This window comes from Sorangiineae bacterium MSr11367 (genome assembly GCA_037157805.1).
Classification (GTDB): Bacteria; Myxococcota_A; Polyangia; order Polyangiales; family Polyangiaceae; genus Pendulispora; species Pendulispora rubella.
The window spans coordinates 1,944,357-1,969,331 of sequence record CP089983.1; the positions used below are offsets into that span (position 1 = coordinate 1,944,357).

20 protein-coding genes are annotated in these 24,975 nt (G+C 63.8%); 12 read left to right on the forward strand and 8 right to left on the reverse strand.

All coding sequences use genetic code 11. The annotated features are described in order from the left end of the window. Positions 1 to 138: 138 nt before the first annotated feature. Complete coding sequence (locus tag LVJ94_07595) at positions 139 to 1,548, reverse strand: PLP-dependent aminotransferase family protein (protein WXB07096.1); 1,410 nt, start codon at positions 1,546 to 1,548, stop codon at positions 139 to 141. A 71-nt stretch (positions 1,549 to 1,619) separates the two neighbouring features. Here LVJ94_07595 and LVJ94_07600 point away from each other — a divergent pair, with 71 nt between their 5' ends. From LVJ94_07600 to LVJ94_07645, 10 genes are all read left to right on the forward strand, one after another. After that, complete coding sequence (locus LVJ94_07600) at positions 1,620 to 2,483, forward strand: DMT family transporter (GenBank protein ID WXB07097.1); 864 nt, start codon at positions 1,620 to 1,622, stop codon at positions 2,481 to 2,483. Positions 2,484 to 2,492: 9 nt separating this feature from the next. Then, positions 2,493 to 2,975 carry an SsrA-binding protein SmpB gene (gene smpB / locus LVJ94_07605; protein WXB07098.1) on the forward strand — a complete coding sequence of 161 codons (483 nt, stop codon included), beginning with the start codon at positions 2,493 to 2,495 and terminating at the stop codon, positions 2,973 to 2,975. Positions 2,976 to 3,059: 84 nt separating this feature from the next. Continuing rightward, positions 3,060 to 4,127, forward strand: a complete 1,068-nt coding sequence (locus tag LVJ94_07610; protein ID WXB07099.1) for a ferredoxin reductase — start codon at positions 3,060 to 3,062, stop codon at positions 4,125 to 4,127. Beyond that, a complete protein-coding gene (locus LVJ94_07615; protein ID WXB07100.1) occupies positions 4,124 to 5,287 on the forward strand; it encodes an acyl-CoA desaturase in 1,164 nt (387 codons plus the stop codon). Before LVJ94_07610 ends, LVJ94_07615 begins: the two co-directional genes overlap by 4 nt. Further along, positions 5,241 to 5,999, forward strand: a complete 759-nt coding sequence (locus LVJ94_07620) for a MerR family transcriptional regulator (GenBank protein WXB07101.1) — start codon at positions 5,241 to 5,243, stop codon at positions 5,997 to 5,999. The genes LVJ94_07615 and LVJ94_07620 overlap by 47 nt, the downstream gene beginning before the upstream one ends. Before the next feature lie 172 nt (positions 6,000 to 6,171). Beyond that, a complete protein-coding gene (locus tag LVJ94_07625) occupies positions 6,172 to 7,704 on the forward strand; it encodes a DUF1501 domain-containing protein (protein ID WXB07102.1) in 1,533 nt (510 codons plus the stop codon). A gap of 33 nt (positions 7,705 to 7,737) precedes the next feature. After that, positions 7,738 to 9,666, forward strand: a complete 1,929-nt coding sequence (locus tag LVJ94_07630) for a hypothetical protein (GenBank protein WXB07103.1) — start codon at positions 7,738 to 7,740, stop codon at positions 9,664 to 9,666. Between the two features lie 17 nt (positions 9,667 to 9,683). Then, a complete protein-coding gene (locus tag LVJ94_07635) occupies positions 9,684 to 10,391 on the forward strand; it encodes a hypothetical protein (GenBank protein WXB07104.1) in 708 nt (235 codons plus the stop codon). A gap of 4 nt (positions 10,392 to 10,395) precedes the next feature. Then, positions 10,396 to 11,757, forward strand: coding sequence for a hypothetical protein (locus LVJ94_07640; protein WXB07105.1), 1,362 nt, complete (start codon positions 10,396 to 10,398; stop codon positions 11,755 to 11,757). A gap of 61 nt (positions 11,758 to 11,818) precedes the next feature. Further along, positions 11,819 to 13,228 (forward strand): hypothetical protein, encoded by a 1,410-nt coding sequence (locus LVJ94_07645; protein WXB07106.1) that lies wholly within the window; start codon positions 11,819 to 11,821, stop codon positions 13,226 to 13,228. A 13-nt stretch (positions 13,229 to 13,241) separates the two neighbouring features. On the opposite strand, the gene LVJ94_07650 is transcribed toward LVJ94_07645, so the two are convergent. The 3 genes from LVJ94_07650 to lepB all read right to left on the reverse strand — a co-directional run bounded on the left by LVJ94_07650 (position 13,242) and on the right by lepB (position 17,672). Further along, the gene (locus tag LVJ94_07650; protein ID WXB07107.1) at positions 13,242 to 14,549 is read right to left on the reverse strand and encodes a hypothetical protein; all 1,308 of its coding nucleotides are present in this window, start codon (positions 14,547 to 14,549) and stop codon (positions 13,242 to 13,244) included. 13 nt (positions 14,550 to 14,562) lie between these two features. Further along, positions 14,563 to 16,758 (reverse strand): beta-galactosidase trimerization domain-containing protein, encoded by a 2,196-nt coding sequence (locus LVJ94_07655; GenBank protein ID WXB07108.1) that lies wholly within the window; start codon positions 16,756 to 16,758, stop codon positions 14,563 to 14,565. Positions 16,759 to 17,066: 308 nt separating this feature from the next. Then, a complete protein-coding gene (gene lepB, locus LVJ94_07660) occupies positions 17,067 to 17,672 on the reverse strand; it encodes a signal peptidase I (protein WXB07109.1) in 606 nt (201 codons plus the stop codon). Positions 17,673 to 18,211: 539 nt separating this feature from the next. Here lepB and LVJ94_07665 point away from each other — a divergent pair. Continuing rightward, positions 18,212 to 18,805, forward strand: a complete 594-nt coding sequence (locus LVJ94_07665; protein ID WXB07110.1) for a hypothetical protein — start codon at positions 18,212 to 18,214, stop codon at positions 18,803 to 18,805. A 38-nt stretch (positions 18,806 to 18,843) separates the two neighbouring features. Further along, positions 18,844 to 19,740 (forward strand): hypothetical protein, encoded by an 897-nt coding sequence (locus LVJ94_07670; protein WXB07111.1) that lies wholly within the window; start codon positions 18,844 to 18,846, stop codon positions 19,738 to 19,740. A gap of 112 nt (positions 19,741 to 19,852) precedes the next feature. Here the strand turns inward: LVJ94_07670 and LVJ94_07675 are convergent, their stop codons facing one another. The 4 genes from LVJ94_07675 to LVJ94_07690 all read right to left on the reverse strand — a co-directional run bounded on the left by LVJ94_07675 (position 19,853) and on the right by LVJ94_07690 (position 24,918). Then, the gene (locus LVJ94_07675) at positions 19,853 to 21,022 is read right to left on the reverse strand and encodes an HNH endonuclease (GenBank protein ID WXB07112.1); all 1,170 of its coding nucleotides are present in this window, start codon (positions 21,020 to 21,022) and stop codon (positions 19,853 to 19,855) included. Between the two features lie 217 nt (positions 21,023 to 21,239). Beyond that, positions 21,240 to 22,235: a hypothetical protein gene (locus LVJ94_07680; protein WXB07113.1), complete on the reverse strand. Its 996-nt coding sequence runs from the start codon at positions 22,233 to 22,235 to the stop codon at positions 21,240 to 21,242. A gap of 65 nt (positions 22,236 to 22,300) precedes the next feature. Next, positions 22,301 to 23,557 carry a GNAT family N-acetyltransferase gene (locus LVJ94_07685; protein ID WXB07114.1) on the reverse strand — a complete coding sequence of 419 codons (1,257 nt, stop codon included), beginning with the start codon at positions 23,555 to 23,557 and terminating at the stop codon, positions 22,301 to 22,303. Further along, entirely contained in the window at positions 23,554 to 24,918 is a 1,365-nt protein-coding gene (locus LVJ94_07690) for a hypothetical protein (GenBank protein WXB07115.1), read from the reverse strand. The genes LVJ94_07685 and LVJ94_07690 overlap by 4 nt, the downstream gene beginning before the upstream one ends. Between the last annotated feature and the right edge of the window lie 57 nt (positions 24,919 to 24,975).

Sequence of the window (24,975 nt, forward strand, 5' to 3'; positions counted from 1 at the left end):
AGCCTCCGAGCTGCACGCCATGGTGCCAAGGAAGGGAACTGCAACGAGGCCAAAAGCGGCCCACCCACTGCGCCAGCGGTTCGATCGCATTTGCATTCTCTGTAACGTGATTGTGCGAAATGCTCACCGCATTTCTGACTATTTCGTCTTTGCGACGTGGCGCGCCAACAGTTTTATCGCAGTGGAGAGTTCTTCCTCCGACAGCCGCGCATATCCCAAGACCAACGCTGGCGGACTTGGATGTGCAAGACGCATCGAGTCAATGGACTCGAGGCCAATGCTGGCGTGTGCGGCGCAATCGACGATGGCGCGTGCGTCCGTTCCTTTTGGTAACTCGACATACAAATGCAATCCAGCTGCAACACCGTGAATGCGCCACGATGGCAGGTATTGCTGCAGGGCTCCGACCAAGGCATCGCGCCGAGCCCGGTAGCGACGGCGCACGGCGCGCAAATGGCGATCGTACGTGCCCGTGGCGAGCAAGTGCGCGAGCGCGTATTGATCGAGCACCGGCGAGCCCAGATCGAGGAAGCTTCGCTCGGCGCAGCATTCGTCGGAGAAGGGGCCCGTTGGAACGACCAGCCAACCGAGGCGTAGGGCGGGTGCTAGGGATTTGCTCACCGAGCCCGCGAGAAACACGCGGTCGGGGGCGAGCCCCTGGATGCAGCCGACGGGTTCGCGGTCGTAGCGGAACTCCGCATCGTAATTGTCTTCGAGGATGAACGTGTTGCGGCGGCGCGCCCATTGAACGAGCTCCGCACGACGGCGCGGCGATAGCACCACACCCGTGGGAAACTGGTGTGCGGGCGTGACGAGCACCGCGTCGGCGTCGGTACGCTCCAGCATATCGACCCGAATGCCCTCTTCGTCGACCGGCACCCCAATGAGCGAATAGGCGCAATTCTCCAATAGGCCGCGCGAGCGATGGCCGCTCGGATCCTCCACGGCGAGTCGCTTGCAGCCTCGACGTGACAACAGGCGCAGTGCCACCACGAACGATTGCGCCACGCCCGCCACCACGGCCACCTCCTCGACGTTGCACACGGCCGCGTTCACCCGCCGGAGGTACGCTGTGATCTCGTCCCGCAGGGCAACCACGCCGCAGGGATTGACGTATCCGAGGTCCGCATGCGCCACGGTCGCCAGCGCGTGACGAATGGCCCATAGCCATCGGCCGCGCGGAAACGTGCTCAAGTCGGGTGTGCTGAATCGGAAATCGTAACGAAAAGGAATCGCACGATCCGGCTCCCAACCTCCGCCCACGTCGGGTACCAACTTGCGACGCGGCGCGACCGACTCGGTCGACGACTTGCACGCGACCCTCGTACCCGAACCTCGACGCGTTTCGAGGTAGCCCTCCGCGGTGAGCTGTTCGTACGCTTCCACGATCACGCCGCGCGACACGCCGAGATCGGTCGCGAGCGCGCGCGTCGAGGGAAGGCGCGCGCCCACCGCGAGCCGCCGCTGACGAATGGCATCGCGCAACGAAGCCGTGACTTGCAGCGCGAGACGGCCCGTGCGCTCGTCGAGGATGATGGGAAGGTCCATGGAAAGTGGTCCTCGATTTTTGTCCGGAATTGGACCTTATTTCCATACCACGCCGAACCTAGCTTCGCGGCATGGATCGAGGCATCGCACGGGGAGTAGCGGCCGCATCGGCGGCGCAATGGATCTTGGGCAGCTCGGCGGCCGTGTCGGCGCTGCTCGTGGCCTATCCGGTCTTCGGAGGACAGGCGATTCGCTACACCTTTGCGGCGATCATCTTGTTGGTCCTTTGCCGGCTGCGCGGGCTCTCCTTCGTGCCGCTCCGCGGATTCGATCTCGTGCGGCTCGTGCTCTTGGCGTGCACGGGGCTCGTTGGATTCAATGTTTGCATCCAGCTCGCGCTTCGGTACACGGCGCCGACGACGCTCGGGACCATCATCGGATGCACGCCGGTGGTTCTTGCGTTGCTCACACCGCTGCTCGCGCGAAAGCCTCCGAGCCTGCGTCTGCTCGGGGCCGGGGCCGTGGTGTCGCTGGGTGCTGGCATTGCGCAGGGCTTTGGCGGTGGGCACCCGCTCGGGTTTCTCTTCTCCGCCGGTGCGCTCGCGGGCGAGGTGCTTTTCTCGCTTCTTGCGGTGAGCCTGCTCCCCAAGTTGGGGGTCCTGCGCCTCTCGACCTATCTGTGTGTGCTGGCCGTTCCCATGTTTGCCACCCTCGGGTTCGTCGTGGATGGTTCGAACGTGCTGCGCATGCCCACGAGTGCCGAGCTATTCGCCTTGGCGTACCTCACGCTCATCCTCAGCGCGCTCGGATTCCTCATTTGGTACTCGGCCCTGGAACGCCTCGGTGCCGCACGCACGGGCCTTTTCTGCGGGCTCGCCCCCGTGGCTGCGGCCGCCACATCCGCGATGCTGGGGACGGGCCGGCCCGGCCTTGCCGAGATTGCAGGCACCGCCTTGGTGGCGATAGGGGTCGTCTACGGGATTGGCGCGGGATAAAACAGAGCGATGGGCCGCCGCAACGATGCGCAAAAGTACATCGCACAGAATCGCGCGGCGACGTTCCATTACGACATCTCGGAGCGGTTCGAGGCCGGCATCGTTCTTCGCGGTAGCGAGGTGAAGTCGCTCCGCGAAGGCCGCGCCAACCTGACCGAGGCCTACGCCGCGGTGGAACATGGCGAAGTGTGGCTGCGGCAGATGCATGTTGCATCTTTTTTTGCCGCCCGCGCCTTTCCCCACGCGGAGAAGGGAGCCCGCAAACTGCTCCTGCACGCCCGGGAGATCCGCCACCTGGAGCGCGCCGTCTCGCGCGAAGGCTACACGCTCGTGCCGCTCAATCTGTATTTCAAAGAGGGCTGGGTGAAGGTCACCTTGGGGCTCGGCCGCGGAAAGAAGGCGCACGACAAGCGGGCCGTCCTCGTCGAAAAGACCGAGGCCCGCGAGGCCCTCGAAGAGCTCCGCGCACGCCGCGACGGCACCCGGAAATAAGAGAGATTCGGGGCGGCTCATGGGCTCGCCATCCGCTCAGGGTTAACTTGACACTGTTTGGTGTCACAGTTATCGTTGTTCCACATGACGGTGTTGCAGCGAATCTCCGACGTGGTGGGGCTCATGGCCACGCCCTTGCGCCCCTCTCATTACCTGGAGCTCGTTCAGCCGCTTTGGAGCACGCATCGCCTGCAGGCGCGCGTCGAGAGCGTGTGGGACGAGACGAGCGACACGCGCACCCTCACGTTGCGTCCGGGGCATGGCTTTCGCCGTCATCGCGCGGGGCAGCACGTGCGCGTGGGCGTGTCCATCGGCGGCAGGCAGATGACGCGCACGTACTCCATTTCGTCGTCGCCCGATCGCAGCGATGGCTGCTTCACCATCACCGCGAAACACGCAGGCCGCGTTTCGGGCTTCCTCGTGCGTGACGTTCGTCCGGGAGATCTGCTCTCCATCGGTCTCCCGCAGGGCGATTTTCACCTTCCCGATGCCGCGCCGGTTCGGCCGCTGTTCATCACCGGCGGCAGCGGCATCACCCCGGTCATGAGCATGCTGCGCACCTTCGTCCTTCGCTGGCACATGCCCGACACCTCCCACGTGCACTATGCACCGAATGTGCTCGACGTCATCTTCGGCCGCGAGCTCGAGGGCATCGCCGCGAAGCTTCCGAATTACCGCTTCCATCCAATTTACACGCGTGCGCAGCCTCCGCGCCATTTCTCCGAGGCCCAGCTCGAGGAGCTCTGCCCCGATTGGCGCGAGCGCGACGTGTGGGCCTGCGGCCCGCAAAGCTTGCTCGACGACGTCACCGCGTGCTTCGAGCGCGCGGGGCGGGCGCGCTATCTCCATATCGAGCGATTCACCGCGCCGCTCGCACGGCTCCCCGCGAACCTCACCGGCGGAATGGTGCACTTTCGCCGAAGCGGCGTCGAGGTGCGCGCCGATGGGAAAAAGGCATTGTTGCGCGTCGCCGAAGACGCCGCGATCCCTGCACCGCACGGCTGCCGGATGGGCGTCTGCCACACGTGCGATGCAACGATGGTCTCCGGCTGCGTGCGCGACCTGCGAACGGGCTTGGAAGTCGATGAACCTGGCTCGCGCATCCAATTGTGCGTGTGCGCAGCCGCTGGAAACGTGGAGATCGAGCTATGAAGGATGCCGCGAAGCGCCTCCCCGTCAACCTCGACGATGCGGACATCGACGCGGTGGGCCGCGAACTCGACGCCATTCAACACGACATCAAATCGAGCCTCGGAGAAAGCGATCGACGCTACATTTTGCGCCTGATCAAGCTTCAACGGAGCTTGGCGCTGCTCTCGCGCCTGGTCATCTTCGCGAGCCTCGCGTTCCTACCGCGTTGGGGGCATGCCCTGTCCGGGTGGCTGCCGTTCGCCATCGTCATGGCCATCGGCACGTTCGGACTTGGCCTGGCGAAGATCCTCGAGAACATGGAAATTGGCCACAACGTGATCCACGGCCAATGGGATTGGATGCACGATCCCGAAGTGCATTCGAGCACGTGGGAATGGGACAACGTTTGCCCGGCGGACCAGTGGAAGCATTCGCACAACGTGGTTCATCACACGTGGACGAACGTCCTCGGCAAAGATCGCGACGTCGGTTACGAGATTTTGCGGGTCACGCCGGAGCAGCCGTGGCACCCCGTGTTCCTGCTTCAACCGATTTTCAATCTGCTGCTCGCGCTTCTCTTCGAGTGGGGCGTGGCCCTTCACGATTTGGATATCCACGCCATGCGGCGCCGTCGCGGCCTCGTGGAGGAAGACCGCCGGACCCTCGCCGGCATTGGCAAGAAGGTCGCACGACAGGTCATGAAGGATTACGTGTTGTGGCCGCTGCTCGCGGGGCCCTTCTTCCTTTACGTGCTCGGCGCCAATGCCGTGGCCAATTTGATGCGCAACGTGTGGGCGTACATGATCATCTTTTGCGGGCACTTTCCCGAAGGGGTGCACGTCTTCCACGAGGCGCAGATCGAGAATGAGACCCGCGGCCGATGGTACGTGCGGCAGCTTCTCGGTTCGTGCAACATCGAGGGTGGCAAGATGTTCCACGTGCTGAGCGGCAATCTCAGCCACCAGATCGAGCACCATCTCTTCCCGGACATGCCCAGCCATCGCTACCCGGAGGCCGCGCCGCGTGTGCGTGCCCTTTGCGCGCGGTACGGAATTCCGTACAACACGGGCTCGCTCACGCGCCAATTCGGTACGACCACCGCCAAAATTCTGCGACTCTCGTTCCCTGGAAGCCATGACCGATCCGAATCCGACTACCGAGCCGCCGGCGTACACCATTGACGAGCTTGCGGCGCTCACCCGCGTTCCGAGTCGTACGATACGCTTTTATCAATCGCGCGGCGCCCTCATGGCCCCGGAAATTCGCGGGCGCGTGGCCTATTACGGCGCCGCGCACATCGAGAGACTCAAGCTCATCGCGCAGCTTCAAGACCGCGGATTGCGCGTCGATGCCATTCGCGACTTCGTGAAGACCATCGAGCGCGGCGAGCTCGATCTGGCCGAGTGGCTCGGCATCGAGCGGCAGATGCAGGCGCCGTGGGCCCACGACCAACCGCGCACCGTGACCGAGTCGGAGCTTTACGAGCTCACGGGCTCGCAGCGCGCCGGCCTCATTGCCGATCTCATTCGCGTGGGCATCGTCGAGCGCCGAGGCGACGTGTACCTCGTCGCCAGCCCCGCGCTCCTTTCCGTGGCCATGCGCCTCGAGGCCGTGGGCATCGATCTGGACACGGCCGGCGGCGCATCGGCCATCCTGCGCAAGCACTTGGGCCGCGCCGTCACCGACTTGGTGGACTACTTCGTATCGCGCGCCAAAGACGGCCACGTCGATGCGTCCAACCCGGAGCAGCTCTTCGAGGTATTCCGCGTCACCGGCATCGAGTCGGTGCGTTTGCTCTTCGGGCGCGAAATGGAGCAGGCCCTGCGCAAGTTGCTCGCGTCGGGCAAGATCACCACGCTTTCGGTTCGCGCCAAGAAGCGGAAGAAGGGCTAACGCCACGAGGTCATCCGTGGGCATGATCGGCGTATTGGTGTCAGTAACTGCTTGCAGTGTACGCGAAGCCCGTTGCGCATTTCGATGAACACTCGAATCTGACCGGCCATGATCGGAACGGAGCGACGTCCCCGTGTCGTCGCCGGTCGACCGGTAAGCGCAAGGAGGCTAAATGAACGACATTGGCGCCAAAGGGCCGCCCGCACCATCGTTGCGCAAGATGTCCCGTCGAGGCGTCGTGCGGCTCGGGGCGTTTTCCGTTTTGGCGATGCCCTTCACGAAATTGGCCATTGCGCAAAATGACGTACCTCGGCATTTCTTCCTGCACATCCTGATCTCGGGCGGAATCGACGGAAGCTATCTATTCGACGCGCGCCCGCTGCGGATGACCGACAAAGGACGTCACGCGAACTATCTCTACAAGAACAGCGTGCAAGGCATTCCCGCGGGCGTCGATGCTGCCCGCATCGAGATGGTGGGCTCGAACGGCACGAAGACGCTCCGCACCTCGCTGGTCAATCCTCTCATGGCGCACGCGGCCGACTTCTCGATCGTGAACGGCGTCTTGATGAGCAAAGACGGCGAAGGCCACGAAAACAGCGCGCGGTACGCGATGACCAATCAGTCGAACGAGGGATTCGATTCGTTCATCCCCATGCTGGGCGCGCCGTCCGGATTGCCAATCGAATCGATCCTCTTCGGGGCCCTCCCGCCTGGGATGTCGCCCGGAGCGAACTTCAGCAAGAGCATCCAGTTTCAGGGGACCGAGGCGAACGGAATCGGTCGTGCGCTCGCCCATGGTCCCAAAATCGAGAAAGACTCGGCACTCTTTCGTCACATTCGGCAACGCCAGTCGGCCAATGCCCAGGGCGCGGGGATGTTTTCCCAAGGCTCGAAAAAGCTCCTTTCGGCGCTCGAGAATGCCCCTTTGCTATCGTCGGCGCTGCAAAGGGCCGTCGGGACGGAACCCGCGTCGACGGTCGACTTCCTCGCGGGCCTCGCGATTGCGCTCGAGTACTTTCGCTCCGGGGTTACCTCGGCGGCGACGGTCGTTCACGATCGGGGGGCCGATCTCGACGTTCACGGCGCAGGTGACGCTGCGGGGACGCAAATGGCGCTGCTCGGTGGCCGCCTCGGAACGGGGAGCGGTGCGACCGCGCCCGGGGTGACGCAAAATCTTGCCCGCGTATTCGAGATTCTCAAAGCTACGCCGCTCGATCGCAACGATCCACGAAGCCCATCGTTCTTCGATGTGACCACGGTGTGCATTCACACCGAGTTCACCCGAACGATGGTGTCCCTCTCGTTCTCCGGCGACGTGGGATACACCGGAACGGATCACAATCCGCTGTCGAATACGGTCATTCTGGCGGGCTACGGGATCCGCGGTGGTCTCATCTTGGGTGAGAGTGACTGCACCGATGTGGACGACAACGGGAATATTCTGAACGTCTCCGGCGCCCACTTCGCCCGTGAGGGGACGACGGACAACAAGCAGCTCCGCAAGATCATGGGCAAACCGTTCGATTTTGCGACGATGAAGGCACGCAGCGATCGTCCGGCGACCTTCCAGGCAACGGACTATCTGAACTTCTCCTCGGTCGCGAACACGGTGATGGATCTCTTCGGAATCGACCCGCAGAAGAAGTTCCGAGTGGGCGGTAATCCGGCGCCCATTCTCGAGCCGCTTCGAAAACGGATCTAAACGACTCGCGCTGGAACCAGAGAGACGAAGATCATGATTGCTAGATTGGCTTCGCGCGCCCTGCGCGCATCCCTGGGATTGACTTTGTGTCTCGGCGTTGCCGTTTGGGCGCAGGCGTGTACCGCCCCGTCGGACGCGACGTCACCGGCGAATGGGGCGCAGACGAGCCAAGTGGTCGCCGAGGGCCAGCTCTCGAAGCGTGCATGGATCAAGAAGGCCGCAGAGGTTCTCCGCAACGGCGAGGGAATCGGGCCTGACGACAACATGGACGAGCTGATGGCCCTGAGCGAGGACGCCATCGTCGATCGGTTCATGGCCGATGCTCGTTTCGGCGATACGATGCTCGCGTTCAATCTCTATTATCTGAGTCGTCCGGTCAGCCAACTGAAGGAATCCTCGTCCACGGATCCGACGCGCACCGTGTACACGGCCGCCGTCCATACCATGCCCCAGGCCATCCGCGGTGCGCGGGCCATGGTGTCCGGTGGCGACTATTTCGACATGTATTCGGCCGTGCAGCCGTTCTTCCTTTCCCCAATGCGTGCTGCCACGGCACCGGATTCCGCGAGCGTCGATCCCCGGACCGCAAACTTCGACAAGGTACGCGAGGGGATCGCGCAACTGCGCGCGATGGCGGCTTCGTCGGAGCCGGATGCGAAGAAGTCGGCCTGTATGTATATTGAAGCCGAGAGCCGTTACGGATATCTCATCAGCGAATACCTCGACCGAGCAGGGTTCGACCCCCTCGTTGGGCGCTCCGTTCGCGAGAGCTGGTTTGGCGCCCTGGAAGACAACGATTGCCCGGATCCGAATGTCACTGCTGTGCAGCTCGTGGGCAAGCTGGACCTGCTCCGCAATGGGTTGGAGGTGCTCATGGCCCAGGCCGCGGTGCTTCCGACCACGGCCAACAACGTCGGCGAGATCGCAACCTTGTCCGTCAACGTGCCCGGCCTCGCGCCGCTGTCGTCCTCGACGCCCTTTACGCAACCCGGCTTCTGGGACAGCGCGCAGAATTCGTCGACGAACTTCAACCGCCGGCGCGCCTCGTACATTTGGAAGACGTACCTCTGTGACGATCTCACGCCGCTCGCAATCCCTTCCCCGGATGGTGGCCATTCCGAAGGGAAGCACGGCTCCGCGCCCGAATGTGCAGCGTGCCATTACAAGCTCGATCCGGTGGCGGCCCTCTTTCGCTACCATGGCAAGCGCGGGCGAAGTTACGAGGAGAGGACGAGGTTCGTCTTCGACGATGACACGTCGCTCTCGGGCCCGGCGTACCAGGGATATCTCGACAACTGGCGCAAGGATGGCCAATGGATCGCCGGCGTCCACAAGGCGCCCAACATATTGCACGATAGCTGGAGACCCACCGAGAACAAGCTCTCGGACATGTGGGGGTTCATGAAGCGGGCGCCCGAGGTTCGTTCGTGCCTCGTGAGGCGCATGGCCGAGTACTTTCTCGGTGCGAACCAGGTTTACGACGGCGCGTGGCTCGCCGAGGTGAAGGCCGACTTGAAGCCCGGTGCTGGTTCGAGCGCGAAGGTGAAGGGGATCATCCGAAAGCTCGTGACCAGCCGCACGTTCTCCACGTCCAACCCCGAGCACGGCAAATGTTACGACTGCCTGGGCGGCACGTGCACCGAGGGCCCCGACAAGCTTCCTTGCGAGGTCAATTACATCGTCCAAACCCATTGCGGAAGTTGCCATTCCGAGAATCGACCGGGATATATGCGGGTGACGTTGACCAAGTTGGTGCGGCTCGCCGACGGGACGTACGGTTTCGACCACGAGGGCCCCGACGGGAACAAGCTCACGCGCAATCAAAGCTTCCGCAGGATCATGCAATTCATCACGAAAGGAGATCCCGACGCACCAGGAACGAGGACGATGCCGCCCGGGGGAATGGACTCGGGCGAGAAGAGCATTCTCTACAAATGGCTCGAGCGAAACAGCACCGAGTGATGCGAGGGGCCACGATCATGTCGCGTCTTGAACTGAAATGCGTATGGTTATCGGTTTTCGTCTGCAGCGGTATGGCGGTAGCCGGGTGCCAGAAGGGCGCAGACGAGAGCCTCGGAACCTCGGAGTCGGCGGCCGGCATTCCGGTGGGTGACATTCGCGGGACGGAGCTCGTGAACAAGTCGTTGCAAAGACGCCTCTTCGACCCGCAAGCCCCTACCACGCAGAGCTTCGCCATCGAGAAACTCGCGGGGAGAGATGTCGAGCAGCTTCGTGCGTTCCTCGGGCAGTGGGTGACCGCGGGAACACAGAGCAAGTTCCAGGGCGGTGAGCCCAATCCGTTCGGGCTCGTGCTCTGGCACCAGGCGATCGCCGCCTTCGCCAGGGGAATGGGGGGCGTCTGCGACACGCCGGGGACGCTCGATGTGACGTTCCCGGGCGTCTCGACCGCCGATGCTTCGCCCCCTGTGGCCACCACGGCCAAACTCCACCGCAACGTGGCGCCGAAGATTGCGAAGGTGTGCACGTTCCAGGGCGATGACGCTGCCAAAAAGGAGGCGGCTCGGGCGCTGTTCCATGCGGTGGTCGACGACGAGCTCCCGGACGAAGACGCGGCGTTCGCCGACTTCTTCGCCGGCCCCGAGTATGCACAGGCGCCCGGAAAAAAGCGCGTGGAGGCGATGTTCGTCGCCATGCTCCTCCATCCCCATTTCCTTCTAACGAGGTAGCGCCATGCGTGCTTCGCTTCGTCGCGCTTGGATTCATCTTCTCGTTTCGGCCAGCGCGATGGCCCTTTTCCCGGCCTGCAGCGCGCCGGGCGAGGAGCCCGCCGCGTCACGGTCGAACGCACTATTCCTGCGAGACGCAGAGACGGCGGACGGCGGTTCGCTTCCCCGTCCCAACGACACCTACGACCGAGAGCTCCGCGACTACGTCGGCGATCTCGCCGGGGTGCCTCGCGACGGCGGTGCCCCGCGCCCTTCTTGGAAGAAGGCGAACATCAACTCGGGGATTAGCATGTTTGCTTGCCAGGGAACTCAGGACGGCACGGACTGTTTCTCGGCCCCACGGTACGAGGCCATCACCGATGCGCGGAACAACCTTCCGGCGCTTCAAAGCCTCAAGCTGGTGCGACAGCTTCCATACCCGACGATGTTCTGGGTTCGCAGCTCGAGCGATGGCCGCTATGTCGGTGCCAGCCGCCACATCACGGATTTGTTCGCCGTCGAGAAAGGGTACATCCATCCGGATATCCCGGTCAGTGCGCCGTACGATCCGTACTTCTTTCCAGGCAACGACGGTTTCAGTTATGCGGGGGCGGGCCCGACCAGCGACATCGTCGCGTGCAAGCAGAGCATTCTGGTGGGTATGTCGGAGGACGAGTTTGGTGAGGTGACCTTCGCCGAAGCGGGATGCAAAAAAGTATCGATCGGCGTGTACCAGAGCATCGGGCAAGCGCTCGAAGGTGGTTCGGAATACGTCGTAGCCAATAGTCCCAGCGCTCACACCAATGATCCGGGAAGCGGCGACCTCGAAGCTCGGTTCGGCGCAACGGCACGGTCGGACTTCGTGCCGATGGTGCTCTCCAGCACGGGCAGTTACGATGCGAAGCCAAAGGTCACCGTTGCGCATCCGTTCGAAGGCGACGTCATGCTCTCTCCGACCGGTGGACTGTGCGCCAGCCAGCTGACGAACGGGACGAAGCAAATTGGCTATCGGATCCGTGTCATCGAGACCGTGCGGCCCACGTCCACGTCACCAAATTATGCCTTCAATACGCGGAAAGTGGCGACGATCGACCTGCTCGGCGGCAAGCCCGCCTTCTCGTTCGACGAGCGCTTCATCGCCGTGCACTCTTATGCAAAGCAGGCAGATCCACATCTTTCGATCAACGCCGACGCCTCGGACATCGTCATCGTCGATTTGAAGACGGGGGCACATTATCAAATGACGAAGATGCCCCAAAAGGTTCGGGCACTCTATCCCCACTTCCGCAACGACGGGTGGCTCTACTTCCTCGTGCGTGACGCGAACACGGACACGGAGTCGATCCTCGCGAGCGACCTGGCCGCTCGCATCGTGCGCGGCGGGTGACCGCGTGATCCTCCGGCGTCTCGTCCCGTTTGGCGCGATACTCGCCGCTGCGTGCGGGGTAATGAGCACTGACGAAGAGATCGGCCATCGAGCGCAGAGCGTGACGCCGGAAGATCGCATGTTGATCGGCGTTGCCGAGCGGTATCCGAGCGATCCCGAAGCATCGGCCCGAACGAGTGAATTTGCGGGATCCATGAAGGCGCGGCGGGAGTTCGCCTGGCGCGTGGTGGCGAAGATCCTGAGCCCCGCGCCCATCGCGGCGCCCAAGCTCGATCCAGACGATCCGGACGTCTCGGCCGTCCTGCCTCGCTTTCAAACATGGTACGGCAAGACCGACGTCGTCGCCGCGTTCGACCAACTCTGGGTCGGCATGAAGGCGGAAGCTCCGGGCCAGGTTCGTGATTTTCGAGCATGCGAAGTGGAATCGGTCTTTCGCTGGAACGCCGAAGAACGCCCGAGGAACCTGAGCACGTGGAACCGCGACGTGTACAACGCCCGCCGCGCGGAACTGCGCGACATCGAAGGGGCCCACTCACTGGGGAGAAACACTCGGGTGCTCATGAGCCCGGGCTTCGTGGGCCATCTCCTTCGCAACTATCGAACCCTTGCCGGTTGCGTGAACAAGACCATGCCGCTCACGCAACCGCCTCTCTCCGCAGACAATCACACGCTCTGCATGACGTCCGAATTTCCCGCGGATGCCGCCGTGATCAAAGCCGGCTGGGAGCCCGATGGGCCGGCGTTTCCGGCCTATGACACGTCCGCCGCCGATATCCAATCGCTGTTGGCGACCGGAACGTGGCCCGCACCGCGATCGATCACGCCGCCGGGGCCCGATGCGATTTACACCATGCGTGCGCTCACCTCGTCCACGGGGCAGCCTCGCCCCGAAACGAAGCGTCTCGCTGCACTGCATATTCTCACCAAAGAGCTTCGCGATTGGGTATGGATATCTCTCTTTTGGTCCGAGAAACCCGATCTCGACTTTGGTGCCGATCGGCCCGAGTCGATACGCGCACTCGGCGCGCCGTGGTCCCACTACAAGCTGGTGGTGACCACCGCATACGACGAGGACGATCCGGATCCGGGTCGCAGCTACACCGAGTCCGCTCCGACACTCGCGGATGCGCTCCGCAGCGCGCGGCCTACGCCTCCTGTCGAAGGGAGCTCCGTTCGAACTTGGGCCAGCAATCCGTACATCGAGCGAGATGCGCGAAACGGCGCGACGAACTGCGTGGGGTGCCATGCGCACGGAGGAACCAAGTTGTCGGTCCAGGGGCTCCTGGCCGACGAAGCGCAGTATCCCGACAACACCCGCCGCCGCGTTCGCGCCGCCTTCCCCGCAGACTACACGTGGGTGACCTCACCAAGCGGAATGGACCTGGGGGCGATCTTCAAAGAGACCCTCGACGGTGCACGAACGCCGGGTCGCCTTCCGGGGACACAACCGAGGCCGTGCGGGAGGCCCTAGACTCGCCTTTCTTTCAGCGGCGCGGATCGAAGGTGAGTTGGCGCTCGAGTTGTACGTCGAAGGCGCCGGCTTGGGGGTTGCCGGGCCAGGTGACCTTCAGGGTCTCTCGGTCGTGATTGGACGAGCCGTAGTCGGGTAAGACGAATCCGATGGTGGCGGCGGAGCGGCCTTCGGCGAGGATGTTGCCGCTCGCGGGGTAGCTTCGTTCGAAGACGTGGCCTCGGCCGTCTTCGACGCGCACCGTGAGGTTCATTTCCACGCTGCGCCATGGCGGTGCGGGCGCGTAGGGCAGGGGGGCGGCCGGCACCATGGATCCGAGGCTGGCCGACGCGCGAATGTGCAGCCCGGCGACGTCGCCCTCGGTCGTGCCGCGCGTTTGGCCGCCCGGTTCGACGGCATCGCGCCACTGGAGTGGGATATCGAGCTCGAGGCGCGGATTGGCCCCCGGTTTTCGCATCCACGCGAGGACGCTGAGTTTGACGTGGATGGGCGTGGTGTACCCTTCGGGCAGCGAGGAATCGATGCCCGTCGCGAGCAGCGGCCCCATGGTCGGCACGGGTTTGCCCCCGACGATGTCGCGGGCGACGGAAAGCGCGCGCTCGAGGTAGGCGCGCCGGGTGCCCGCGCTGCCGGTCACGATGGACTGGGGATCGGCCTCCAACATGGCATGCGTGATGAGGGACTTGCCATCTTCGTTGGCCGGAGGCTTGATGTCGAGGCGCGCAGCCGATGCGGGAATGGTGATGGCGCCAAATCCGGTTTCGCCGTCTCGAACTTTGGCGATGAACCGCGTGAGGCCCGGGTCGGCCCGCAAATGCAGTCGGCCATACCAGCCCGACGGGCCATCGGGACGCGCCACCATGGGAATGGCCTCACCGACGACGATCTCGCGAAAGAGCCCGTCGTAGCGAATGCCGAAGTCTTTGGCGCCGGGCTGCTCCGCGCGCACGGCGCCCTCCGCGGCCTCGGCCAAGGCGCGCACGTTCGGCGGGATCGCCGGAATCGACGCGGGCCTCTCGGACATGCCGCCCCACATGCACCCGGTGGCCTTGGCGGTGTTCGCATCGAGAACGACGACGCGGCAATGGCCGGCCTCGACCTCGTTGTACCAGACCGTGAAATGGTGGGCGGGAACGCCGACCTGCTCGAGGGTGAAATAGCTGCGGAATACATGGATCTGCTCGGCCGAGCCCAGACCCGCGTCCGCGAGGGGCACGGGCCGAATCGGTACCGTGTCGGCGACGGCGGCCTGCGGAATCCGGGGCCGATGGCCCGAGCACGCCGAGATGACCACGGCGGCTGCGACGATCGCTCTCCTCATCCCGTGCGAAATCCTATGTGAAACTCACCCGCACCAAACCCAGGGCGTGCACCGACACGTCGAACGAGACGGCGCCGTCTTTGTGCTCGAACGCGAGCTCCCGATCGATCGCGCCCTCCGTGGGCTCGGAAAAGCGAACCTTGTTGGGCACCTTTCCCTCGTCCGGAATCGACACGCGGAAGTTGGCATTCTGCTCGGTATAGGGCCCGCCGCCGTTCGTTCCGCTGGTGGCCCCCAGTCCGAACATGTTGGCGCACAACAGCACGAGGCCATCGGGGGCCCGCCGCAGATCGATGAGCAGCTCCTTTGGACCCGTCGTGGCCACCTGCACGCCCGCCGCCGCCGCGACATTCCCGAATTGCGTGAGGATCGCCGGATTCGTCGATTGGAAATAATCACGCCCCGCGCGCGAGGAGACGTAAACCACTTTGCCTTGCGCGATGGCATTGGAAACCCAGGAAGCCTCGCCCGCAGGGAGCCCGAGGGTCGAGCTCAGGGCGGGCTCGCTGCGAAGGGCGCCGTTCTCGTCGTAGGAGCCGCCGTCGTTGCCCGTCACGAGCACGGTGCCGCCTTGGGTCACGAAGGCTTTGATCGCTTGAAGCACGTCGTTCGAGAGCGCCACGGCGCTGGGGACGGCCAAAAGCTTGTATCCTGCAAGTGCTTGCGCGGACACGCCAACCACCGGCAGGACGTCGAACGGCACGTGGGCATGGATGAGCGCTTTGCACGTGCCGCGGTAGTCGGCCAAATACTGCGTGGAGAGCGAGGAGTCCTGATCTTCGCTGGACCACCATAGGCTATCGACGGAGTTGAGCGACGTGTAGAGGCCGACGCCCGAGTTGCGATCGAGAAAGTCGCGGCTGGCCGAGGAAAAGAGCACCGCGGCGCGGTTGGCGCCCGGCAGCACGTAGAGATCTTGCTGCCGCGCCATCCAGTCGTACATGCGCTGGCGAAAGCCGTTGCCGACGGTGGTGCACATCAGCGGGATCTTCGTCTCGTACGGGTTGTTGCGTGTGGCGACGGCCAGCGCCATCACGCGCTCGGCATCGTCCTCGTTGTAGCCGTAGCTGAAGATCCACGAGGGGCGCCCGAACGATGCGCCGGTTCCATGGCGCATCATGATGGCCATGCAGTTCCAGTCGTCGGCGGTGGCGCCGCGCATCGCTTGGCCGTCGCTCACCGCGTCGACCTCCCAAACGCGCACCAGCTCGCCCGGCTTGGCGTGCGCGCCATCGAGCCCTTGGATGGTGCCGCCGTTGTAATCCATGGTGACGGTTTCGATGATGCATTCGGCCGCGGGCTTGGCTGCCTTGATGGCTTGGAGAATCCGTTGTTCGAATTCCCAAATGAGCTGATGGCGCCAGACCACCCAGCGACGGAATTCGGGGCTATCCCAATTGACCTCGGTGGGCAGGGCCAGGCCCGTGTCCTTGAGGAACTTGTCGCGGCATGATGCGTTGGTGCACGGCCAATTGCCCTCGATGTCCGACAGGAGGGGCACGTCGCCCCAGAGGCCATCGAGGCGGGCGGACACGAGTCGTTTGACCCGGCCCAGGAAGTAATCGACGTATCCGCTGGCCGGGCACATCCACGCGCTTTCCGTGCCGGGATCGACCCAGAAGACACGGCCGCCGCCGCCGACGAACATGTTCGGCTTGCCGTCGATGCTGATTTGCATCCAATCGGGGTGCTCTTTGCTCATCACGTGCTGGGCGCTGGCCGCGTCGGCGGTGAGCACTTCGAGCGTCGGGTAATAGGCGACGCAGCGCATGCCGCGCAGGTGGCAGCCGTAGGCCACGAGATCGAGCACGGCGAGTTGCTCGTCGAATTCGGAGTCGGTGAGGTACGCCGAGAGATCGCTGTCGGCCTCGACCACGTTGACGCCGGAGTCGGCGAGGATGTCGAGCGACTCGCGCAATTCCCATGGCTTCGCGTCGACGGCAACCTCGAAGCCGGCGGTGCGTGCATCCCGCAACCATTGTTCCGGCGGCTCTTTGGTCGGCCCGTTGGGCTCGATGCCGCCGTACGGCGTTCCGGTGGGGAGGCACGCGGTCATGCCGGGCGTGAGCCCCACGGCAAAGGCCGCGGCACCGAGCCGCAGGAAATCACGGCGGGCCAGCGCTTGCGGGGCGGGCGAATCGCCGGGGAGCCAGATAGGGGAAGGGGTTCGGGGACGGGGGCGACGAAGCGGGCGTCGAGGTGGCGACATCGGAGGCGCAGCTTAACGCAAAAATCGACGGATTGCGGCGGACTCGCGAGTCGTTGTCAGGCGAGCAGCGGCAGCGGGACAATCCCGGCGAGGCCGGCGCCTTACCCGTTCGAAGCGGCAGGGTCGCCAGGGATCTGGCGGTCCTGACTTTCTGGACCACACATCGCTCCGGTCCCGCCGGTCTTGTCCCGCTGCCGCGGTTCCAGCACCAGGTCATTAAGAACCCGCCACGTTGAATCGACGGTTACCTCGGAGGGAAGTCGCGGCTGGTCGCTCCCTTTTTTAGGCTCAGCAGATACGTGCAGCTCTTAGAGGCCGTGCCAGCCCAGGACGCCTCGGCGGGCGAAGACGGCGACCGCCCGCCCGAGGACCGTGCTGGCGGAGACGAAGCCGAAATCGCGTCCGTCGTGGCTGTTGCCGCGGTTGTCGCCCATGACCAGGATCTCGCCGGGCGGAACCACGGTCTCGGGCAACTCGCTCCCCCCGAGGGATCCCAGGGCGTGGACGCGGCCGTCCAGCCATTCCTCGAGCTCTCCGTCGTCCTTGTTGTGCGTCGGTTGGGGGGCGCCGTTGATGCTGACCTCTCCGTCATGCACCGCCACGCGGTCACCGCCGATGGCCACGACCCGCTTGAGCAGCACGGTGCCGTTCTCGGGCGAGTCGAGCACCACCACGTCGCCTCGAGCTGGCGCGTGGAAGTTGACCATTTGCACGTGGGTGAGCGGCATGCGCAGGCCGTACGCCATCTTCGAGACGAGGATGTGATCGCCGGTGTGGATGGTGGGCTCCATCGAGCCACTTGGCACGTGGTAGTGGTCCGCGAACGACGACCGGGTCACGAAGACCAGGCCCGCCGCGGCCAGCACCGAGACACCGTCGCGCAGAAACCGGAAAGGCCGATGCCAAAGGCTCATGACCCGGGAGACCTCTGGCCCGATCGGTTTATTCCCGTCAGACGCGCCATTCAAGGGTCTGTCCCAGTCTGGTGAGCACGAGGCGGTCGAACGGCGGCAGCGGGACAATCCCGGCGAGGCCGGCGCCTTCGTCCGCCACACGCGCGAGGATCGCCGGAGGTTATGGCGGTCGTTGCTTGCTGGACCACACATCGCCCCGGTCCCGCCGGCCTCGTCCCGCTGCCGCCGTCCTCATACGGCGGACATGCGGTAACCGCTACGTACCGTCGATAGCGGGTTTAGGCCGTAGGGGCAACGCTGGATCGTGGATCATCCAACCCGGATCACGTGGATCCCACATCGTCGGTCCGGACAAGCGACAGCGGGCCTCGAAAGGGCCGCGAGGCGTCGCGAAACGCGCGAGGGATCGCGAGATTTTCTCGCATTTTTCCGTGTGGGAACGTTCCCATATCATGGCCTTGAGCTTGCTCTACGTGGTGGGAAGAAGCTCGACACACACCGCCACTCAATCACCGCCTCGTTTCGAGGAAGGAGCACGGATGAAGGCTTTCAAATGTTCGTCGTTGGCCGTGGTCGCACTGGCCGTGGGGGCCGTTCTCGCAGGTTGCAGCAGCGACGTGCGGGACGAGTCGACCGTTGGGGATGGCTTCAACGGCATGGAGGAAGAGCTCCTCGCCGGCGAGCTTGCGAGCCCCGTTGCCGAGGAGGACATCGCCGATCCGAGTCTCGCCGACGATGGGAGCGACGTCGTCGACACGCAATCCGACGACGCCGACGACCTTTCCGTCATGGCGGCGCAAACCGCGAATGGCGCCATCAATTGGTACAAGGCGCGGACGGGCAGCAAAGCGTACGAAGGCTATTGCGAAAAGGCCGCCCGTCTCGCGTGGGCCCGCAAGACGCGCCACCCCTCGGCCATCGACCATTGGCGCTCGGGCGACGGCGCCAAGCACTCCGGGAAGGCGCCAAAGGGTGCATTCGTCTTCTGGAACACCAGCCAATACGGGCATGTCGCAGTTGCCGACGGCGCCGGCGGCGCCTGGTCCACGAGCGTGGGCAAGAAGATTGGGCACGTCAAGTCGGTGGGCTATTTCCGTAATTACCTCGGCTGGAAATACGGCAACAGCAATTGATCGCGGGGGCCGCGGCGCGGTAGCGTGGCGGCCCGCAAATGCGCCGCCGCGTACCTTTTTTTCTCGCCGCATGCGTTTACACATCGACGCTGACTGCGCCCGCGTTTGGGCAGATTGGCGGGCAGCAGGTCGGCGGGGTGCCTGGCCCGGATGCCGTGTACCTCAATGACGGCAATGTGATTCGTGGAACCGTGACGGAGGTCGTGGTTGGCGATCACGTGACCATTCAGCTCCAAAATGGTCAAACGGCGCGCATCGTCTGGAGTTACGTTGCGCGCATCGCCCGCGATGGCGCTCCGCCGTCGATGGGGACGCCCCCTGCATCGCCAGCCCTCGCGCCGGCGGCGCCCGCGCCCTCGTTGGGATCGGCCACGGTGTTCATCGAAGGCGCGAATGTGACCTTGGAGCAACTCCATGGCTCGAAGTGGGTGCGCGTTTGCAATAGCCCCTGCGGGAAGAGCCTTTCACTCGATTCGACGTATCAGATTACCGGCGACGGCATCCGCAGCTCGCGCGGTTTCTCGTTGCGGGGCAATGCGGGCGAGCGCGTCGTGCTGGACGTGGCGCCCGCATCCAGCGGCTCCTACGTTGCCGGTATCGTGCTTCTCAGCGTGGGCATTCCCACGCTGCTCATCGGGCCATACGTGCTTGCCGTCGCCAAAGCGGTGGGAACCGGCTCGAGGAGCGACACGACCGCGGGCCAGGCCACCGGCTGGGCGATGCTCGGCGCCGGCGCCCTGGGCACCGTGATGGGGCTGATCTTGTTCTTCGGCAACGGGCACACCGGCGTCGATCAACGGGTCGACTCCGTTGGCGCAAAAGCCGCGGACACGGGAAAGCGTCTACCCATTTGGAACGAATGGGCCAGTGTGAAGCCGAGCGTGGTGCCGGGGAGTACGCCGTTCTTGTTTCCGTTGCTCGAGCAGCGGTTTTGAATCTTAGAGCGAATTTCCCACTGCACGTGCTCGAAGGGAGCAATCGCAACCACACATATGGCCGTGGCAACCACCCGCGGCTAAACGACCATGAGGAAGACGAGGAGCGCGCCTACGGCGTCAATATCGAAATGGCTTCTCGGAGGGTGGTCTCGAGCGATGAAGAACGATTCGCGACGCGGCTGTCGATGATGGCGAGGGCACGGCGGGCTTGGGGTTCTTTGAAGCCCATGATGGTCAACGCGCGGAGCGCGAGATCGGATTTCCACACGCGCTGGCGCGGGTGAATCTCGCGTGGCTGTGACTCTCGCAGAACAGCTCTCTTTTCGGACTTCTTCCTTTCGACGTGGTGGCGGCCGAAGTGGTGTTCGGCGGCGAGGGAATTGTGGGCGGCGCACCTTATTCGAAGGTTCGATGCGCTGTCGGGCCCTCCCCGTGCTCGCGGATCGATGTGGTCCAGCTCGAGGAAGGTGCATGATTCGCAACGGCGGCCTGTTTCGTCGACGAAGGTGCACCGTGCTCCGTCGCGCTCGAAGACTTCGCGCCGGACAGCCCGGGTGACGTAGCCTGGACGCGTGTTCTTGGCGGCCCGCTTTGGTGGCGTACGTTTCGTTCTTCCGAGGCGACGCTTCTCGAGTTCGACGAGCAGCAAGTCGAGTGCTCGATCCATGATGACCGCGAGGTCACCGCTTGGATTCGCGTGACGCATCAGATCCGCGATTTGGTCAATCTTCGACTTTAGCTCGGCCGTCGCGGTGAATTGCACTTTGTATCGCTCCGGCGAGAGTGCTTCGACACGCGAACGTGCCGGCTGTGGCGATGGGATCGTCGGAGGTTGCGGTGTGGGCGCCGTCGGCAACTCTTGAATCAAGGAAGGTGCATCTGGCCGTGGGAAACGCGAGGCGAGAAACTCTTGCACTTGCCCTTTGGTCTTGCCAGCTACCGCGCGTAAAAGCTCTTCGTGGTTTTCCGCCGTCAATTGTTCGCGCAATAGTAGCAGTGTGGTTAGATGAATCTCGCCCCGTTCGATCATCGCAAGTGCGAGCGGAAATCTGCGTGCGAGGCGCGAAGCTGCCACGCGGCGGCATGCTTCGTCCTCGCTCATGCCGAGTCTACGGAGGCAAAAATCGAAGAGCGACGAGCACGCGGATTCCAGTTCGAGTCGTCGCTCCTCGATTTCACCGAGATAGGCGAGTAACCGAGCGAGAAGGAAGCGCCCTTGACCGATGACGTCACGGATTCCCGTGAGCAGCTCCTGGTTGGAGAGATCTGCGAGCTTCATGATTCGTTTCTACCACTGGAATTTCGTCCTATCTCACGGGCTCATGTTCGCGCATTCGTGACGCGCAAGGCTTCCGCGCTCCTCTCCGTCGCGAACGATGCGTGACGCGGCGATGAGCGGGCCAGAGTGCCAATTTGGGATGATGCTCGCAAGAGCACGAGCTTGCATTCGCAACGGTACGTCAAGTCAAATCGATACGTCAGCAACTACGCCGACTTCATTTATCATCGGGAAGCGTGGTGTCTCTGGATGGTTCGGGGCCCAACCGTTTCAACAAGGCCTGCGCCCCACGGTTCGTCTTGCTGCGAGGGTCTTTTCCCCAGCCATGGGAAATGGTGTCGAGCGCCTCTCGTGCACGAGGACGATCGCCCCGCTGGCGCAAGGCGATGGCATAGTCGAGATTCGCCCACATTCGATGAAATGGATAGCGATAGAAGCATGCGCCCACGGCTCTTCCGAGAAAAGCCACCGCTTCGTCCATCTGCCCGGCCAAAAGGTACATGCGACCGAGTCGTTGAAGCGACTGCGTCTGCATGATTTCGCGGTCTGGCTCCTCCATGCCGGCTGGTCGCTGGGCGATGGCCAGCCGGGCATCTTCGGCATCCACGACAGGTTCGACGAATGCCTCGTACCAGCGATACAGTTTCAGTTCGTTCATACCGGAGCGTCGGTGCTCCGATGCGCGAAGCCAATCATCCCGCAGCTGTCCGAACCTTGCTCGGTCTATTGCACCAGACCAATAGAGAACGCGATAAGCTTCGATGTCGAAGACGATGGACGCGCCTTCGGTCCATGCGCGGCTTTGCTCGAGATAGGTTTGCGCGAGCGTGGCCGCTTTTGCGTTCCGGCCGAGCTCGAGATTGAAGAGTAGACGCTCGACGGCGGGTCGACCACGATGATCGGCATCGCTGAAATTCTGGGCTTCGGCTTCCCATGCATCGAGGGTGCGCTCGGCATCGTCGAACGCGCCGCTCGAGACTCGTAGGTAGAACGTGTCTTGGAGGCGGGTCGTCGTGCGCGATGAGGAAGGCGTGGCGAGCCAGCGCGATTCGAGCGCAGCCTGCGCGGCACTGAGCGAGGAAGACTGTCCCGCGAGCCCACCGGCAAGGAAGTAGTACCCATCCGGGTTCGCGGGCGCGGCTGCGATCAGCTTCCTTCCGAGACCCTCGACGCTCTCGCAAAGGCCGTCCCCGATGTTACGTCGCCGCATCATGCGGCGAGCCCTTTGGTGCCGTCAACCGCACCCAAGCGCACTCAGGCACGCGGATGCCGTGAGCGTTACGCCGCGTCGTCCGTCGCGGGTTGGCCGACGTAGTGCAGTTGCTTCGAGACGTAACCCGTCAAGCGCTGCATGTACGGCAACAGCAAGAGGCGGGCGCGCTGGCTCGGCATCCAGATGTACCCGTAGAGGGGATGGCCCGAGGCACCGCGATGCAGCTTGGTGTCGAATGCGCCGGTGCCGACCCAGACGCGGCGGCAGCCTAGTTCGTAGGCGCGCTTGATCGGTTCGTAGAAGACCAAGTTGAAATAGATGCCGTCGGCTTTGTCGATGGCGCGGCGGCCGACGCGGTAGACGGTCAAGTCGCCTTTCTTGTCATGGAAATAGGTGGAGAAGCCTAGGAATTCGTCGCCGTGGTGGGCGACGAGGGCTTCGGCGCGGTCGCCGAGGTGGTGCTCCAGGGATTCCCAGAAGGCGGGCGGGTGGCCGAAGTGATCGCCGTATTGCGAATAGAGGGCTTCGTAGCTCTCGGTCATGTCCGAGGACAGGGCGGCCCAGTTCGAGGTGCGCCCCATGGTGACACCCGTGCGCTGCGGCGCCTTGATTTCGCGCTGCAGTTTGCCGCGTTTGCGGCGGCGGGGCGGCTGCGCGGCGATGTAATCTTCGATGCGTTTGCCCGTGAGCGGAATGTACATATCGTACGTGAGAAACAGTTCCGCCATGCCGCAGGCGCGTGCCGTGTCGCGCAGGGGCTCGTCTTCCTCGGGTACGCAGAAAAGGGCCAGCGGCAGATTTCGCAGGCCGGCGAAGTCTTTGAGCCGCTCGAGGACCTCCGTTCGAACGCGCCGTGTTTCCGAAGCCGCCATGGGGACGGTTGGAATGCCGCCGCGGAAGGTGAGGGGGCTGACGGCGATGACCCAGCCATCCGTGCGCACGCGCACCATGCGCAGCAGCTGGCGGTAGAACCCCAGTGCGCGCATCAACCAGCGAAGTTGCTCGGGCGTCGCCTTGGTGGCGCGTCGCAGCTCGCCCTCCATGCCCGTGAAAAAGGCCTTTTCGAACGAGTTGACGAAGCGCACCGACGGATGCTCCGCCACGAAGAAAGGACAGACGGCGACGAGCTCTCCGCCCTGCCGCGCCACCACGTACTGGATGCGCACGGTTTCGCCCACGAGCGGCCCGAGGTCGAGCGCATCGAGCAAGCGAAACCAATGCCGGCCGAGGGCGACGTTCGCGTCCTCGGTGACCCGATCGAGCTCGGCGTCCGAGTACGATGCCAGCGACGATACGACGTCCGTGTGCACGACCGCGCTCATTCCGCCGAAACCAGAAACAGCGGCGCCAGGGTGCCGTCTTGCTGCAGGTTGAGCATTTCCGAGGCCGAAAGGCGGATGAAGCATCCCTCTACCTCGTTTTCGTTCCAGAGGAATGGATTGCAATCTTCGTTTCGCTCGGTCAACACGAGCTTGCCCTCGTGCACGGACGGATACGTGGCCCGCCCGGGGTAAATGCGCTCCTGCACGACGTGCGCACTTTCCAGCGCCCGCGAAAGCGCCGTTTCCCACGTTCCGGCGTCGCACTGCCAGCCCAAGACGACGCCCTTGCCCCCTTCGACATTGGTCGGCTTGAGGGCGAACCGGTCGCGGTGCTTGGCGATGAACGGAAGCAAATCGACCTGGTTGCCGGCGCCGCCGTACTCGGTGCGGCTCTCCTCGACGACGCGGGTCCAAGGTACGTGGCGCACGACGGCCTCCCGCACCTCGGGCTCCAGGGTTTCGACGATTTCCGGATCGGTAAGCAGCGCAAAGAGCGCCTTGTTGCCGCGCGCGGTGGTGAGCGCGAACGATCCGAGGAAATACGACGAGCCCTCGCGGATGGCGCGCCACAAAGGGTGCGACATGGGGAAGGCGCGCAGGAAATCCGGATAATCGAGATACGTGATGCAATCGATGGCAAAATCGCCCGAGTAAAGGCGGCCGTTGCGGTATTCGACCGACTCCGGCTCGAGCAGGCGCACGGCGAGATTGGCCTCCATGGCCGCCTGCATCATGAAAATGTGCTCGGACCACACTTGGTTGATGTCACTCGAAAACGCGCCGCCCGAGGCGACGACGCCCACGTTGGGAAGGCCGGTGCCACCGCGTTGGTGGTGTGCACGGATGCACGACGGGACGAAGCGCTGCTCCGTCTCGATGAAATGCGTGCGATAGCGCTTTCGAAATTCGGCCATGATGGGCAGCTCGTCGAAAAGCTGCCCAATGCGATGCATGAGGTGCGGGCCCGCCGGAATGGAATTGTATTCGAGAAATCGGACGACTCCGTCTCTCCCGGTAAAGCCATCGAGGCGCGCGTAGGGTTCGACGGGGTTCGACTCCAGGGTGACCCGTTCGTCCTCCTCGGGCGTGAGCCGCAGGCGCCGTCGCAGGGCCGCGTCTTCGATGATCCGCTGGCCGAGTGTGACCACCGCGCGCTGCACGAGTGAGGCGGCGCGCTGCAACGAAGCATAGGCCGCGGGCTCCATGAAATAAGGCCGCAGGCACGAGGCAATGGGCTTACCGTAGCTGCGAAGTTGCCGCTCCTTGCCTCCCTGCGTCACCAGCTCGTAGGTGGCTTGCCAATGGCCGTCGTTCAGCAGCTCATGATAGTGAGCAACCGCCCCCTCGATGGTCGGAGTCATCTTGGTGAAACATGCATATGTCGCCCAATTTGGATTTCAAGTGCTGCGTCCCGTTCT

Excerpts from the sequence above, each read along its gene's own strand:
- LVJ94_07675 (WXB07112.1), bottom strand. The coding sequence starts at position 21,022 with ATGAAGCTCGCAGATCTCTCCAACCAGGAGCTGCTCACGGGAATCCGT.
- LVJ94_07630 (WXB07103.1), top strand. The coding sequence starts at position 7,738 with ATGATTGCTAGATTGGCTTCGCGCGCCCTGCGCGCATCCCTGGGATTG.
- LVJ94_07615 (WXB07100.1), top strand. The coding sequence starts at position 4,124 with ATGAAGGATGCCGCGAAGCGCCTCCCCGTCAACCTCGACGATGCGGAC.
- LVJ94_07635 (WXB07104.1), top strand. The coding sequence starts at position 9,684 with ATGTCGCGTCTTGAACTGAAATGCGTATGGTTATCGGTTTTCGTCTGC.
- LVJ94_07665 (WXB07110.1), top strand. The coding sequence starts at position 18,212 with ATGAAGGCTTTCAAATGTTCGTCGTTGGCCGTGGTCGCACTGGCCGTG.
- LVJ94_07620 (WXB07101.1), top strand. The coding sequence starts at position 5,241 with ATGACCGATCCGAATCCGACTACCGAGCCGCCGGCGTACACCATTGAC.
- LVJ94_07595 (WXB07096.1), bottom strand. The coding sequence starts at position 1,548 with ATGGACCTTCCCATCATCCTCGACGAGCGCACGGGCCGTCTCGCGCTG.
- LVJ94_07645 (WXB07106.1), top strand. The coding sequence starts at position 11,819 with ATGAGCACTGACGAAGAGATCGGCCATCGAGCGCAGAGCGTGACGCCG.
- lepB (WXB07109.1), bottom strand. The coding sequence starts at position 17,672 with ATGAGCCTTTGGCATCGGCCTTTCCGGTTTCTGCGCGACGGTGTCTCG.
- LVJ94_07680 (WXB07113.1), bottom strand. The coding sequence starts at position 22,235 with ATGATGCGGCGACGTAACATCGGGGACGGCCTTTGCGAGAGCGTCGAG.
- LVJ94_07600 (WXB07097.1), top strand. The coding sequence starts at position 1,620 with ATGGATCGAGGCATCGCACGGGGAGTAGCGGCCGCATCGGCGGCGCAA.
- LVJ94_07690 (WXB07115.1), bottom strand. The coding sequence starts at position 24,918 with ATGACTCCGACCATCGAGGGGGCGGTTGCTCACTATCATGAGCTGCTG.
- smpB (WXB07098.1), top strand. The coding sequence starts at position 2,493 with ATGGGCCGCCGCAACGATGCGCAAAAGTACATCGCACAGAATCGCGCG.
- LVJ94_07685 (WXB07114.1), bottom strand. The coding sequence starts at position 23,557 with ATGAGCGCGGTCGTGCACACGGACGTCGTATCGTCGCTGGCATCGTAC.
- LVJ94_07625 (WXB07102.1), top strand. The coding sequence starts at position 6,172 with ATGAACGACATTGGCGCCAAAGGGCCGCCCGCACCATCGTTGCGCAAG.
- LVJ94_07655 (WXB07108.1), bottom strand. The coding sequence starts at position 16,758 with ATGTCGCCACCTCGACGCCCGCTTCGTCGCCCCCGTCCCCGAACCCCT.
- LVJ94_07610 (WXB07099.1), top strand. The coding sequence starts at position 3,060 with ATGACGGTGTTGCAGCGAATCTCCGACGTGGTGGGGCTCATGGCCACG.
- LVJ94_07650 (WXB07107.1), bottom strand. The coding sequence starts at position 14,549 with ATGAGGAGAGCGATCGTCGCAGCCGCCGTGGTCATCTCGGCGTGCTCG.
- LVJ94_07670 (WXB07111.1), top strand. The coding sequence starts at position 18,844 with ATGCGCCGCCGCGTACCTTTTTTTCTCGCCGCATGCGTTTACACATCG.
- LVJ94_07640 (WXB07105.1), top strand. The coding sequence starts at position 10,396 with ATGCGTGCTTCGCTTCGTCGCGCTTGGATTCATCTTCTCGTTTCGGCC.